The sequence below is a fragment of the Streptomyces sp. NPDC031670 genome, from assembly GCF_055580545.1.
On record NZ_JBVILC010000021.1, the window covers coordinates 79,408 to 92,300 of the forward strand.

A 12,893-nucleotide genomic window follows, 5' to 3' on the forward strand; every position below is an offset into this window, starting at 1 on the left:
ATCGCGAGCGCGCGTGTACGGACGAGACCGGACAGGGGCATGGGCAGGAGGTGGCGGTGAAGAAGCTGACCGGTTCGTCGGGCGAGGCACCCGCCGACCCGTCCGCCGAGGTGCTCGGGGAGGCGGCCGGGGTCTTCGGGCTGCTCGCCTCGCCCGCGCGGCTGCACATCGTCTGGGCGCTCAGCCACGGCGAGTCGGACGTGACCGGGCTCGCCGAGCGCGTCGGCGGGGCGCTGCCCGCCGTCAGCCAGCACCTCGCCAAGCTCAAGCTCGCCGGTCTCGTCCGCTCCCGCCGCGAGGGCCGCCGGGTGGTCTATCTGGTGGCCGATCCGGAAGCCGCCGAGCTGGTGCGCTGGCTCGTGGCACGCCTCGGCGACCGGCTGGGGCCGGGTGCGCGTGCGACTCCGGGACTCGTCCGTGACCTGGGCGCCTGAGCGGCGCACCCCGCTACAGGTACTGCGCGCGCTCGACTCCGGGCCGCGCGGACTGCTGGAGGCCGAGGCCGACGCCCGCCTCGCGCGCGACGGCGAGAACATGCTGCCCACCCTGCGCACCCCCTCCTGGCCGGTCCGGCTCGTGCGGAGCCTGCGCGACCCGTTCACGGCGGTACTGGCGTCGCTAGCGGTGGTGTCCGCGCTGGTCGCGGCGTGGGGCACGGCCGCCGTGATCGCGGTGCTCGTGGCGGTGAGCTGCGTCCTGCGGGCGGCGGGCGAGTACCGGGCGGACCGCTCGGCGGCCGGGCTGCGCGAGCTGGTGGCGACCACGGCGACCGTGGTGCGCCGGGCGGGCCCGGACGCGGGCCCGGTGGCGCGCGAGATCCCGGTCGACCAGGTGGTGGTGGGCGATGTGGTCCGGCTGGGCCCCGGCGACCTGGTCCCGGCGGACCTGCGGCTGCTGCGCGCGACCGGTCTCACGATGCATCAGGCGGCGCTGACCGGCGAGTCCGCCCCCGTACGCAAGCACCCGGCCGAGGAGCCGTCCCCGCCGGGCCCGGACGGGACCGGCTTCGACCGGCCGGAGCTGTGCTTCCAGGGCAGCAGTGTGGCCTCCGGCAGCGGTACGGGAGTGGTCGTCGCGACGGGCGCGGACACGCGGTTCGCGGCGGCGCAGGGCGAGTGGGCGGACGACGGGGCGGGCGCCGGCGGGGCGGACGTTCGCGGGGCGGGCGGTTCCGGACCGGGCCGGGCCAGGCGGGTGCGTGGAGGCGACCGTCGCACGACCGCATTCGACCGTTCCGTGTACGGCATCTCCTGGATCCTGATCAGATTCATGCTGCTCACCCCGCCGCTGGTCCTGATGGCCAACGCGGCGCTGCGCGGACGGGGCCTGGAGACCCTGCCGTTCGCCGTGGCGGTGGCCGTCGGGCTCACCCCCGAGATGCTGCCGGTCATCGTCACCACGGCGCTGGCCCGGGGCGCGGCGACCCTGGCCCGTACGCACGGGGTGATCGTCAAACGGCTGCCCGCGCTGCACGATCTGGGCGCCGTGGACGTCGTGTGCGTCGACAAGACCGGCACCCTCACCCAGGACCGCCCGGTCCTCGACCGCGCCCTGGGCGCGTCCGGCGCCGAGGACCCGGAGGTGCTGCGCTGGGCCGCGGTCAACAGCCTGTGGACGCTCCAGCTCGCCGAGGTGCCCACCGCCGACGCCCTCGACGAGGCCCTCCTCGACGCCGCCGAGCAGCGGCTGCCGGGCGGCCTCGACGCACTGGAGCACGACCCGGTCGCCGCCCTCCCCTTCGACCCGGTCCGCCGGCTGTCCACCGCCGTCGTCCGCACCCCCGGCCGGCTCGGCACCCACACCCTGATCGTCAAGGGCGCGGTCGACGAGGTCCTGGAGCGGTGCGCGCTCGGCGCCGGGGAGCGCTCCCGTATCGGCGCGCTGGCCGCCGCCCACGCCGACGACGGGCTGCGGGTGCTGGCCGTGGCGCTCGCCGAGCGGCCCGCGCGGACGCGCGCGTACACGACGGCCGACGAGCGCGGACTCACCTTCGCCGGCCTGGTGGGGCTGCGCGACGCGACGGCCGAGACGGCCGCGGAGGCGCTGACCGCGCTGGCCCGTGGCGGCGTCGAGGTCAAGGTCCTCACCGGCGACCACCCCGGGACGGCCGCGCGCGCGTGCCGCGAGCTGGGGCTCGTGCCCGGCGAGGTGGTCACGGCCGACCGGACCGACGCCCTGACCGACCCCGAGCTGGCCGAACTCGCCGCCCGTACGACGGTGTTCGCCCGCTGCACACCGGGGCAGAAGGCCCGGATCGTCCGGGTGCTGCGCGAGCGCGGCCAGGTGACCGGGTTCCTCGGCGACGGCGTCAACGACCTGCCCGCACTGCGCGCCTCGGACGTCGGGGTCTGCCCGCGCGACGCGGTCGACGTCGCGCGCGAGGCGGCCGACGTGGTGCTCGCGGCGAAGGACCTGACGTCCCTGGCCCACGCGATCGCGGCGGGCCGCCGGGCCGGGGGCACGATAGCGGGCTACCTCCGCATCACGCTCTCCTCCAACCTCGGCAACGTCATAGCGATGCTGACGGCCGGGCTGCTGCTGCCCTTCCTGCCGATGCTCCCCGCGCAGGTCCTGGTGCAGAACCTGTGCTTCGACGCGGCGCAGTTGGCGTACGCGTACGACCGGCAGGACGGGGCCGTGCCGCTGCGACCGCTGCGGCTGCGGCCACGGGAGGTGCTGCGGTTCGTCACGGGCTTCGGGGTGCTCAACGCGGCGGCCGACCTCGCGACGTTCGCGGTGCTGGCATGGGTGCTGGGGGCGGGCGACCCGGGCGACCAGGCCGCCTTCCACGCGGGCTGGTTCACCGAGAACCTGCTGACCCAGGCCCTGGCGATGCTCCTGCTCCACACGGTCCGGACGGCGCGCCCCACGCCGGTCCCCCTGGCGGCGTCCGCGCTGGCGGCGACAGGCGTGCTGCTGCCTCTGACGCCGCTGGGCGCGGGACTGGGGATGGCGGCGCTGCCCGGGGTGTACTACGGGCTGGTGGGGGTGGTTCTGGTGCTGTACGCGGCGGGCCTGTTCCGGTACGGCCGGGCACACCGGGGCTCGGCCCCCGCCTAGAGTCGTTCCATGGACACCGCCGACACCCCCGACGCTCCCATCACCCTCACCCCCTGGTCCGCCGACGACCTCCCCCTCCTCCACCACTCCAACTCCCCCGCCATGACCGCCCACACCGGCGGCCCGGAGGACGAGGAGAAGCTGACGGCCCGCCAGCAGCGCTATGTCGCGCTGAGCGCGCGCGACGCCGCCGAGGGCCGGATGTTCCGGATCTCGCTCACGCAGAGCGGTGAGGCCGTCGGTTCCATCGGCTACTGGCCGCGCGAGTGGCAGGGCAAGGAGGTCTACGAGACGGGGTACGGGATCCTGCCCGAGTTCCAGGGTCGAGGGCTCGCCCTCGCCGCCCTCGTGGCCGTGGCGCAGGCCGCCCGGGAGGCCGGCGGTCCCCGGGAGTTGCACGCGTACCCGTCCGTCGACAACGCGAGCTCGAACAGCGTTCTGCGCAGGGCCGGTTTCCGCCTCCTGGGCGAGGTCGAGTTCGAGTACCCGCCGGGCCACCGGATGAGGTCGCACGACTGGTGCCTGGACCTGGCGGCGCCCCGGGCGTGAAGCGGCGCCCCGCACCCCGAGCCGCGCCGCTGCCCCTCAGTCCAGCTTCTTGTTGAAGTTGAACGCCGTGACCGCCATCCGCTCCCGGAAGTAGAAGCGGTGCGCGTCCGTCCGGTGCGTCCCGGAGTCCAGGTTCAGGGACGTGCAGCCGGCGGCGCGCGCGATCTCCTCCAGATGGGCCAGCAGCGCGTGGCCGACCCCCTGCGACCGTGCCGTCCCGGCCGTCACCAGGTCGTCCACGTACAGCTTGCGCACCGCGACCGTGGTGGCGACGATCCGCCACCCGGCCGCGCCCACGCACACCCCGTCCTCCCCGTACGCGGCGGAGAAGCGCAGGCCCTGCCCGCACCCCTCCGCGTAGATCTCGCCGAACAGGTCCTCCGTGAGGTGCGGGCGCAGCTCGCGCAGGACGGGCAGCAGGTCGTCCGCGAGGCGCGGATCGCCGGGCTCAAAATCGATGATCTCCATCAGCGCACTGTAGGCAGCCCGCTCCCCGGGTAGCCGGCGCCGCACCGGGCCCCCTCCCGGGCCCCGGAGACCGGGCCGCGCCCACAAGATCGGCCCTTGTTCCCGCCGCCCGGCACCGCCTAGAGTCCTAGCGGCCTCAGGGGAGTCGTACGGACAGCCATCAGCCCAACACCGGTCAGTCCAGGGGGATCACGTGCTGCTTGCCCAGATCAGCGATCTGCATCTCGACGGGGGCGCGCGAGCCGCAGAGCGCGCCGCGCGGGTCGTCACGTACATCAACGCGATGCACCGCCGCCCGGACGCCGTCCTCGTCACCGGCGACATCGCGGACCACGGCACCCCGGCCGAGTACGCCGAGGCGGCCGAACTGCTCGCCCGTATCGAAGCCCCGGTCCTGACCTGCCCCGGCAACCACGACGACCGCGCCGCGTACCGCAAGGGCCTGCTCGACCTGCCGGGCGGCCCGGGTGGCACGCCCCAGGACCCGTACGCGCCGGTCAACCGGCTGCACCGGGTGGGCGGTTACGCGATCCTGATGTGCGACTCGACGATCCCCGGCGAGGACGGGGGCTTCCTGGAGGACACCACCCTGGAGTGGATCGCCCGGACGCTCGACGGGCTCGGCGACACCCCGGCGCTGCTCGCCTTCCACCACCCGCCGACCGTGATCCACCACGAGTACCTGGACTCGATCAACCTCGGCAACGCCGACCGGCTGGCCGAACTCCTGGCGGGCCACGCTCACAAGCACGCCCAGGAGCACGCCCAGACGGCCACCGTCCCCGCCCCGCCACCCGTGACCGCCGGGGCCGCCGTGGCCGCCGTGCTCGTCGGCCACGCCCACACCTCCGGTGCGACCACCTTCGCCGGGCTGCCCCTGCTCGTCGCACCGGGGGTGACGTCGACGCTGCGGATGCCGTGGGAGGCGGGAGAAGGCCTGGTCAACATCGTCTCCCCGCCCGGCGTCGCCTTCCACTTCCTCGACGAGGACCGGCGGATCATGACGCACTTCCGGGTCGTGGAGCACCCGCACGACCACCACGCCGAGTAGGGCGGTCGGGAGGCCCACCGGAATCCGCTTGACCGGTGGGCCTTCTTCACGGATATTCATCTGCGTAACGCAGACTTTGCGCTACGCAGATCATACGCATGCGTGATCGCGCCCGGCGATCCGCGCGCTCTGCGCGCGTCGCCTCCCTCCCCCAGCCCCCAGCCCCCTCGAAGGAGAACCCCCATGACCGTCCTCGTCACCGGCAGCCGCGGCACCGTCGGCTCCACCCTCGCCTCCCGCCTGCACGCCGCCGGCACCCCCGTACGCGCGGCCTCCGCCGCCCCCGAGAAGCTGGACCTGCCCCCGGACATCGCGACCGTACGACTCGACCTCGACGACCCCGCCACCTTCCCGGCCGCCCTCACCGGGGCCCGCCAGGTCTTCCTGTACGCCAACCCCGCCCACATCGACGCCTTCCTCGACGAGGCCAGGACCGCCGGAGTGGAGCACATCGTGCTGCTCTCCTCCAGCTCCGTCCTGTACGCGGACGCGCGGGACAACCCGATCGCGCGCCGCCACCACGCCGTCGAACAGGCCCTGAAGGCCTCCGGCATCGACGCCACGCTGCTGCGGCCGGGTGCCTTCGCGGGCAACGCGATGGGCTGGGCCCGGTCGGTCAGGACCGCCGGCACCGTCGCCCACCCCTACCCCGGCACCCAGGCCAGCCCCATCCACGAGGCGGACGTGGCCGACGCCGCCCACGCGGTGCTCGCCGAGCCCCGGCTGCGCGGCGCCGCGTACCACCTGACCGGCCCGGACTCCCTCAGCGCCGCCGAACAGATAGCCGCGCTCGCCGCCGCGACCGGCCATGAGATCGCCGTCGAGGCGGTGAGCCCCGAGGCGTGGAAGGCGTCGATGGCCGCGTACATGGACAGCGCCGTCGCGGACGCGCTGCTCGCCTACTTCGCCGCCAACGACGGACGCCCCGACATCGTCACGCGCGGCGTCGAGGAGCTGACGGCCCGCCCGGCCCGTACCTTCGCGAGCTGGGCGGCGGAGAACGCCGAGTCGTTCCGGCCGTAGGCCGCGGGGGCGCCGGGGGCTGGTCGGTCGTCCAAATACGTGGCTCCCGTCCGCCACCCGATGGCATCCTGACCTCGTGAACGGACCGGAGATCCACTGTCGATTCGCCGCCGAGCTGCACCTCTTCGTCCCGGCGGCGCGCCGCGCGGGGAGCACGGCCGTCACCACGGACGGCTCCTCCACGCTCGGCCACGTCGTCGAGTCGCTCGGCGTCCCGCTGACCGAGGTCGGACGGCTGCTCGTGGACGGCCACGAGGTGCCGGTCTCACACATCCCGCGCGCGGACGAGAGCGTCGAGGTGTGCGCCGTCGACCGGCCCCAGCAGGTGCCCGGCGCCCCGCTCCGCTTCCTCCTCGACGTCCATCTGGGCACGCTGGCCCGCCGGTTGCGGCTCCTCGGCGTCGACGCGGCGTACGAGAGCGAGGACATCGGCGACCCCGCGCTCGCCACGCTCTCCGCGGCCGAACAGCGGGTGCTGCTCTCCCGGGACCGGGGGCTGCTGCGGCGCCGTGAGCTGTGGGCGGGCGCGTACGTCTACAGCCACCGCCCCGAGGACCAACTCCGCGACGTACTGGAGCGGTTCGCTCCCGTACTGGCCCCGTGGACCCGCTGCACCGCCTGCAACGCGCCGCTGCGCGAAGCGGACAAGGACTCCGTGCGCGAACTGCTGGAGCACGGGACGCGCAGCGCGTACGACGCCTTCGCGCAGTGCACGGCGTGCGAGCGCGTGTACTGGCGCGGCGCCCACCACGCCCGCCTGGAGGCGATCGTCGAGGAGGCGATGGCGGAGTTCGGCGGCGCGGCGGCGGCCCCGGGCCACTGACGTCCGGACCGACGTGCCGTCAGCGGGCGGGCGGGGTGCGGCGGTTCAAAGCCGCCCGCCCCTGAGCCGCTCGATCTGCGCGCCGGACAGTTCGACCGTCCGTCGCATATGGGCGACGAGCAGCTCGATCTCGCCGTCCTCGTACGCGTCGAACATCGCGAACCACGCCCCGTTCAGCTTCCCCCACACCGCCCCGAACTCGGCCATCCGCTCGGGGACCGCCTCCACCAGCACCTTGCGCCGGTCCTCGGTGTCGCGGCGCCGCGTGACGTATCCGGCCTTCTCCAGCCGGTCGACGAGCCGGGTGGCCGAGCCGGTGGTCAGCCCGGTCAGCTCCGCGATCCGCCCCGTGGTGACGGGCCCGGGCTCCAGACCCAGCAGGTTGAGGCACTGGAGGTCGGTGGGGTGCAGCCCCAGATGGTCCGCGAGCGCCTGGTTGAACAGGGCGTACGAGGCCATGTAGCGGCGGGACGCGACACCGAGCTCGGCCATGAGACGGGCCCGGTCCTCCTTCTTCTGCGGCATGCAGCAATTGTACGGCGCAGGGGCAGGCGCGGCCGGTGGGCGCCGGGGACGGGGACAGCGCACCAGCCGGGACGGGTGTTCAGTACGCGTACTTGTCCCCGGTGGCCGGTGCCAGCACCCGGTGGGTGTTGTTGTCCGGGTTGCGGTCGCCCGTCGTACCGCTCCAGGAGGTGTTGATGTTCACCACGACCTCGGCCGGGCTGCCGGCGATCGCCAGGTCCAGCGCGATCGGCGGCCCGGCCCCGGCCGCCCGCATCGGACCCGTGGAGCACAGCACCGTCTCCGCACTGCCCCGCAGGCACCCCGGGGGCAACGGTTCGGCGCCGGTGAGCGGCGAGGAGAACCGCAGCCGCACGGTGGCGTCCGGGACGGCGGTCGGCCCGTGGTTCGACGGCTCCACCCATACGCCCACCCGCCCGGACCAGAGGGAGATGTGCCCGTGGTAGGCGATATCGGCCTCGTTGCCGGGAGCGGCGGGGGCGACGGCGCCCGGGTCCAGAGCGGCGGGTGCGGCAGGCGCGACGGGCGCGGCCGGGGCCGGGGAGTCCGCCCGGGCCGAGTCCGAGGAGCCCGGAGCGGCCCGCGCCACACCTCCGTACGCCGCACCGCCATGCGCCACTCCCGCCGACAGTGACAGCCCACATACCGCCGCCACCAACACGGCACCGGCACCAACCGACAGCCCCCCGAACCCCTTGAACCACCTGAGCCCCTTGAACCCCCTACGCATCACAGCCATGTCCGGAACATACCTTTAGTCGCTTATATTCACGGGTTGCCACCCCGGACCGTGCGACCCTGTCCGCATGCTCGTCGCCCGCTCCGTCCTCCTCTTCCTCCTCGCCGCCCTCTTCGAGATCGGCGGCGCCTGGCTCGTCTGGCAGGGCGTCAAGGAGCACCGGGGCTGGCTCTGGATCGGCGCGGGGGTCCTCGCGCTCGGCGTGTACGGGTTCGTGGCGACCCTCCAGCCGGACGCCGAGTTCGGACGGGTCCTCGCCGCGTACGGCGGGGTGTTCGTCGCGGGCTCGCTGGCCTGGGGCGCGGTCGCCGACGGCTACCGGCCGGACCGCTGGGACATCACCGGCGCGCTGGTCTGCCTGGCCGGGATGGCGGTCATCATGTACGCCCCGCGCGGACGCTGAGACCGCGCCAGGCCCCGACACCCGGCCCCCCACCCGGCCCTCACCCCGTCCCGCCTATCCTGACCGCATTCCGATCATTCGCGCGAGGAGTACGCCATGACCGCCACCGGGACCCCCATCGCCGTCGTCACGGGCGCGAGCAGCGGTATCGGTGCCGCCACCGCGCGGCAACTGGCCGCCGCCGGCTACCGCGTGGTGCTCACCGCACGCCGCAAGGACCGCATCGAGGCGCTGGCCGCCGAGATCAACGCGGCGGGCCACCAGGCCACGGCGTACGCCCTCGACGTCACCGACCGCGCGGCGGTCGACGCGTTCGCCGGCGCCTTCCGCACCATCGCCGTCCTCGTCAACAACGCGGGCGGCGCCCTCGGCGCCGACCCCGTCGCCACCGGCGACCCGGCCGACTGGCGTCAGATGTACGAGACGAACGTCATCGGCACGCTCAACGTCACCCAGGCGCTGCTCCCCGCCCTCGACGCGTCCGGCGACGGCACGGTGGTCGTCCTGTCCTCCACCGCCGGCCACGGCACGTACGAGGGCGGCGCGGGCTATGTCGCCGCGAAGAACGGCGCCCGGGTCATCGCGGAGACCCTGCGCCTGGAGATCGTGGGGCGCCCGGTGCGCGTGATCGAGATCGCGCCCGGGATGGTGAAGACCGAGGAGTTCGCCACGACCCGCTTCCGGGGCGACGACGAGAAGGCGGCGAAGGTCTACGCGGGCGTGGCGGAGCCCCTGACGGCCGACGACGTGGCGGAGACGATCACCTGGGCCGTCACCCGCCCCCCGCACGTCAACATCGACCTCCTGGTGGTCCGCCCCCGCGCCCAGGCCTCCAACACGAAGGTCCACCGGGAGCTGTAGCCCACGGGCCCGGGACCGGCCGACCGAGGACCGAGGGACGGAACGGCCGAGGAGCCGGCGCCCCTCAGCCCTTCACGCAGACGATCTGCTTCAGCTTGGCCACGACCTCCACCAGGTCCCGCTGCTGGTCGATGACCTTCTCGATCAGCTTGTACGCGGCCGGGATCTCGTCCACGACGCCGGAGTCCTTGCGGCACTCCACACCCCGTGTCTGCTCCTCCAGGTCGCGGGTGGTGAACGCCCGCTTCGCCGCGTTCCGGCTCATCCTGCGGCCGGCGCCGTGCGAGGCGGAGTTGAAGGACGCCGGGTTCCCGAGGCCCTTCACGATGTACGAGCCGGTGCCCATCGAGCCCGGGATGATCCCGTAGTCCCCGGAGCCGGCGCGGATCGCGCCCTTACGGGTGACCAGCAGGTCCATGCCGTCGTACCGCTCCTCCGACACGTAGTTGTGGTGGCAGGAGATGACCTCGCCGAAGGTCACCCCGGCCTTCTTGAACTCACGGCGGACCACGTCCTGCGAGAGGGCCATCATGATCGCGCGGTTGTACTTCGCGTACTCCTGCGCCCAGAAGAGATCGTTGCGGTAGGCCGCCATCTGCGGGGTGTCCGCGATGAAGACCGCCAGGTCCCGGTCGACCAGGCCCTGGTTGTGCGGCAGCTTCTGGGCCTCGCCGATATGGAAGTCGGCGAGCTCCTTGCCGATGTTCCGGGATCCGGAGTGCAGCATGATCCAGACCGAATCATCCGAATCCAGACAGAACTCCCAAAAGTGGTTCCCCGAGCCGAGCGTCCCCATCTGCTTGACCGCCCGCTCCTGGCGGAACTTCACCGCGTCCGCCACACCCCCGAACCGGCCCCAGAAGTCGTCCCACCCCGCCGTGGCGAAGCCGTGGAAGCGGGAGGGGTCCACCGCGTCGTCGTGCATCGCGCGGCCGACCGGGATCGCCGCCTCGATCTTGGAGCGCAGACGGGAGAGGTCGCCCGGGAGGTCGTTCGCGGTGAGGGACGTCTTGACCGCGGACATCCCGCAGCCGATGTCGACCCCGACCGCCGCCGGGCAGACCGCCCCGTGCATCGCGATGACCGAGCCGACCGTGGCGCCCTTGCCGTAGTGGACGTCCGGCATCACGGCCAGACCCTTGATCCAGGGCAGCGTGGCGGTGTTGCGCAGCTGCCGCATGGCGCCCTCGTCGACCGCCGCCGGGTCCGCCCACATCCGGATCGGGACCTGAGCGCCCGGTACCTCTACGTACGACATGATTCCTCGTTCCCCCGAGTCTCCCGTATCTCCCGTGTCTCCACAGTCACCCGCGTTGAGTGATATGACCGGTTTTCCCGAAACATTCCTTTGCGCCATCATGCGCCTGGTGCGCAAAAACCGTCACCAAGGGCCACAAACAGGACAGTGGACCGGCGTTCACGGCAGCGCGTGCGATAGACATTGTGTCCAGCCGCCGCACTGCGGCGGCAACCGCTTTTCTCCCGAAAGGAGCCTGGGAACCGTGCAGCGAAAGGCGTACGTGTCCGGTGTGGCGCTCCTCGTGGCGCTGGTCGCGGGCTGCTCCTCGGGCTCCGGCACCGATGGCACCACCACGGACTCCAAGGCGGGCGTGCCCAAGGCCGCCGCCGCGCCGCCGGGCCGTTACCGCACACTGCCCGAGCCGTGCCGGGCCGTGAACAAGAACGTCCTCAAGGACATGCTGCCGGGCGCCGCCGAGCTGCCGGAGGACCAGCGGGCGAAGGCGTACGCGGGGGCCGCGGAGCTGACGTACGACACGGACCGGCGGGTGGGCTGCCGCTGGAAGGACGAGGCGGCGGACGGGGTGCACCGGCTGTACGTCGACTTCGAGCGGGTCGTGTCGTACGACCCGGCCGTCAGCGACGACGACCGGGCGAAGGCCGTCTACGGGAAGAAGGAGTCGGCCGCCAAGCTCACCGGCCCGAAGGACGGCGGCCGGGACGCCGCCCGCCCCGGCGGCACCGGGTCCAGCCCCGGCACCAGCACTGGCACCGGGTCCGGGTCCGGCAAGCCGGGGGCCAAGCCGGGGACCGGTTCCGCTTCCGCCAAGCCCTCCGCCGGGCTGCGCGTCCAGAACCAGGCCGCCTCCCCCGCCACCCCGCCTGCCTCGTCCGCCCCGCCGGCCTCCGCCACCCCGCCCGCCTCCACCCCGGCCGGGCTCCAGCCGCGTATCCTCACCGGGCTCGGCGACGCCGCGTATCTGGACGACGCGCTCACGGCGAGCGGGTCGGCCGCCCAGCGCCGTACCGTCACCGTCGTCTTCCGTACGTCCAATGTGATCGTGACCGTCGAGTACACGGAACAGCCCACGTCCTCGAACGCCGACCTCCCCGACAGCCAGGAACTCCAGGAGAAGACCCAGACCCTGGCCGCCAAGCTCGCCGAGCTCTTCGGCGAGTGAGCCCGCCGGGCCGCCCGGGCGGCCCCGACATGCGAACAGCCAGCAGCGACCAGCGAAGGAACGCGTAGAACCATGCACCGACCCGCCCCCGCCACCGCCCCGCGCACGCGGCTCGCCCGTGTGCTCGCCTGCGCCGCCGTCCCCGTGATGATCGTCGCCGTCGGCTGCTCGTCGGACTCCGGCGACGGGAAGAAGAAGGAGTCGGCGGCCTCCTCCACGGCGGCGACGCCGACCGGCAAGCAGTCCTCGTCGCCGTCGGTGGCCCCGGCCAAGTACGCCAAGCTGCCCGACCCGTGCAAGGCGCTGTCGGGGAAGACGATCGACAACCTGGTGCCCAAGGCGAAGTCGAAGTCGGGCACGGCGGGCAAGTCCACGGATGTGACCTCGCAGGGCACCTGCTCGTGGAACGGTCTGGACGACAAGGGCGTGAAGGGCTCGCAGTACCGCTGGCTGGACGTCTCGTTCAAGCGGTACGGATCGGACGCGGCGATCGGCAGCGGCGACCAGCGCGCGGCGAAGGAGTACGCCCGGCTGCTGGCCTCGACGAAGGCGACGGACGGTGCCAAGAACGTGAAGGCGGCGCCGGTCGACGGCATCGGCGACGAGGCGACGGCGGTCAGCTACGACCTGCACAAGACCGACGAGGACTTCAAGTACGCGGTGGTCGTGGTGCGTACGGCGAACGCGGCCGTCGTGCTCGACTACAACGGCGCGGGCTACCAGGGCGCGGACGCGCCGGACGCCGGTGATCTGATGAAGGACGCGCAGAGCGCGGCCAAGGAGGCGGTGGCGTCGGTCGCCGCCGCCAACGGCGCCGGCCAGTAAGAACTGCCGGTAACAACTGCCGGTAAAGACTGCCAGGAGCGACCGCCAGGGCGGAAGCGGCCGGTAACGAGCCGAACTCGATACGGAGTCCTGCCCTCCCCTGTGGGTGGGACTCCGTATCCATGTGCCAGGCTTTGCGCGCCGGT

The 12,893-nt window shown here is 73.3% G+C and carries 14 protein-coding genes; 10 read left to right on the forward strand and 4 right to left on the reverse strand.

All coding sequences use genetic code 11. The features are described 5' to 3' along the window. Window positions 1-65: 65 nt before the first annotated feature. The 3 genes from ACZ5ID_RS30020 to ACZ5ID_RS30030 are packed head-to-tail and all read left to right on the forward strand — an operon-like array spanning window position 66 to window position 3,609. Complete coding sequence (locus ACZ5ID_RS30020; protein ID WP_406557048.1) at window positions 66-434, forward strand: ArsR/SmtB family transcription factor; 369 nt, start codon at window positions 66-68, stop codon at window positions 432-434. Further along, complete coding sequence (mgtA, locus tag ACZ5ID_RS30025) at window positions 418-3,060, forward strand: magnesium-translocating P-type ATPase (RefSeq protein WP_468904056.1); 2,643 nt, start codon at window positions 418-420, stop codon at window positions 3,058-3,060. The genes ACZ5ID_RS30020 and mgtA overlap by 17 nt, the downstream gene beginning before the upstream one ends. 9 nt (window positions 3,061-3,069) lie before the next feature. Continuing rightward, a complete protein-coding gene (locus ACZ5ID_RS30030; RefSeq protein WP_468904058.1) occupies window positions 3,070-3,609 on the forward strand; it encodes a GNAT family N-acetyltransferase in 540 nt (179 codons plus the stop codon). A 36-nt stretch (window positions 3,610-3,645) separates the two neighbouring features. On the opposite strand, the gene ACZ5ID_RS30035 is transcribed toward ACZ5ID_RS30030, so the two are convergent. After that, window positions 3,646-4,077: a GNAT family N-acetyltransferase gene (locus ACZ5ID_RS30035; RefSeq protein ID WP_468904061.1), complete on the reverse strand. Its 432-nt coding sequence runs from the start codon at window positions 4,075-4,077 to the stop codon at window positions 3,646-3,648. Window positions 4,078-4,270: 193 nt separating this feature from the next. Between ACZ5ID_RS30035 and ACZ5ID_RS30040 the strand changes: the two genes are divergently transcribed. The 3 genes from ACZ5ID_RS30040 (at window position 4,271) to ACZ5ID_RS30050 (ending at window position 6,974) form a co-directional block, all read left to right on the forward strand. Continuing rightward, the gene (locus ACZ5ID_RS30040) at window positions 4,271-5,128 is read left to right on the forward strand and encodes a metallophosphoesterase (RefSeq protein ID WP_468904063.1); all 858 of its coding nucleotides are present in this window, start codon (window positions 4,271-4,273) and stop codon (window positions 5,126-5,128) included. Window positions 5,129-5,311: 183 nt separating this feature from the next. Next, window positions 5,312-6,151: an NAD(P)H-binding protein gene (locus tag ACZ5ID_RS30045; protein ID WP_468904065.1), complete on the forward strand. Its 840-nt coding sequence runs from the start codon at window positions 5,312-5,314 to the stop codon at window positions 6,149-6,151. 76 nt (window positions 6,152-6,227) lie between these two features. Next, window positions 6,228-6,974 (forward strand): Mut7-C RNAse domain-containing protein, encoded by a 747-nt coding sequence (locus tag ACZ5ID_RS30050; protein WP_468904068.1) that lies wholly within the window; start codon window positions 6,228-6,230, stop codon window positions 6,972-6,974. A gap of 45 nt (window positions 6,975-7,019) precedes the next feature. Here ACZ5ID_RS30050 and ACZ5ID_RS30055 read toward each other — a convergent pair whose 3' ends face one another. Continuing rightward, the gene (locus ACZ5ID_RS30055) at window positions 7,020-7,499 is read right to left on the reverse strand and encodes a MarR family winged helix-turn-helix transcriptional regulator (RefSeq protein WP_468904070.1); all 480 of its coding nucleotides are present in this window, start codon (window positions 7,497-7,499) and stop codon (window positions 7,020-7,022) included. A 79-nt stretch (window positions 7,500-7,578) separates the two neighbouring features. Beyond that, window positions 7,579-8,118, reverse strand: coding sequence for a hypothetical protein (locus ACZ5ID_RS30060; protein ID WP_468904072.1), 540 nt, complete (start codon window positions 8,116-8,118; stop codon window positions 7,579-7,581). A 187-nt stretch (window positions 8,119-8,305) separates the two neighbouring features. Here ACZ5ID_RS30060 and ACZ5ID_RS30065 point away from each other — a divergent pair, with 187 nt between their 5' ends. Both ACZ5ID_RS30065 and ACZ5ID_RS30070 read left to right on the forward strand, forming a co-directional pair. Further along, entirely contained in the window at window positions 8,306-8,641 is a 336-nt protein-coding gene (locus tag ACZ5ID_RS30065; protein WP_406557592.1) for a YnfA family protein, read from the forward strand. A 96-nt stretch (window positions 8,642-8,737) separates the two neighbouring features. Next, on the forward strand, window positions 8,738-9,502 hold the full coding sequence (locus ACZ5ID_RS30070) for an SDR family NAD(P)-dependent oxidoreductase (protein WP_468904076.1): 765 nt from the start codon (window positions 8,738-8,740) through the stop codon (window positions 9,500-9,502). A gap of 64 nt (window positions 9,503-9,566) precedes the next feature. Here the strand turns inward: ACZ5ID_RS30070 and ACZ5ID_RS30075 are convergent, their stop codons facing one another. Continuing rightward, entirely contained in the window at window positions 9,567-10,760 is a 1,194-nt protein-coding gene (locus ACZ5ID_RS30075; RefSeq protein WP_468904078.1) for an RtcB family protein, read from the reverse strand. A gap of 244 nt (window positions 10,761-11,004) precedes the next feature. On the opposite strand from ACZ5ID_RS30075, the gene ACZ5ID_RS30080 reads away from it, so the two are divergent. Together ACZ5ID_RS30080 and ACZ5ID_RS30085 are read left to right on the forward strand one after the other, a co-directional pair. Beyond that, complete coding sequence (locus ACZ5ID_RS30080; protein WP_468904080.1) at window positions 11,005-11,922, forward strand: DUF3558 domain-containing protein; 918 nt, start codon at window positions 11,005-11,007, stop codon at window positions 11,920-11,922. 72 nt (window positions 11,923-11,994) lie between these two features. Beyond that, window positions 11,995-12,747 (forward strand): DUF3558 family protein, encoded by a 753-nt coding sequence (locus ACZ5ID_RS30085; protein WP_468904083.1) that lies wholly within the window; start codon window positions 11,995-11,997, stop codon window positions 12,745-12,747. Window positions 12,748-12,893 lie beyond the last annotated feature (146 nt).

What these genes read in the sequence shown, in the direction of transcription:
- ACZ5ID_RS30030 (WP_468904058.1), top strand. Translation starts at nt 3,070, where the DNA reads ATGGACACCGCCGACACCCCCGACGCTCCCATCACCCTCACCCCCTGG.
- ACZ5ID_RS30045 (WP_468904065.1), top strand. Translation starts at nt 5,312, where the DNA reads ATGACCGTCCTCGTCACCGGCAGCCGCGGCACCGTCGGCTCCACCCTC.
- ACZ5ID_RS30055 (WP_468904070.1), bottom strand. Translation starts at nt 7,499, where the DNA reads ATGCCGCAGAAGAAGGAGGACCGGGCCCGTCTCATGGCCGAGCTCGGT.
- ACZ5ID_RS30085 (WP_468904083.1), top strand. Translation starts at nt 11,995, where the DNA reads ATGCACCGACCCGCCCCCGCCACCGCCCCGCGCACGCGGCTCGCCCGT.
- ACZ5ID_RS30065 (WP_406557592.1), top strand. Translation starts at nt 8,306, where the DNA reads ATGCTCGTCGCCCGCTCCGTCCTCCTCTTCCTCCTCGCCGCCCTCTTC.
- ACZ5ID_RS30070 (WP_468904076.1), top strand. Translation starts at nt 8,738, where the DNA reads ATGACCGCCACCGGGACCCCCATCGCCGTCGTCACGGGCGCGAGCAGC.
- ACZ5ID_RS30035 (WP_468904061.1), bottom strand. Translation starts at nt 4,077, where the DNA reads ATGGAGATCATCGATTTTGAGCCCGGCGATCCGCGCCTCGCGGACGAC.
- ACZ5ID_RS30075 (WP_468904078.1), bottom strand. Translation starts at nt 10,760, where the DNA reads ATGTCGTACGTAGAGGTACCGGGCGCTCAGGTCCCGATCCGGATGTGG.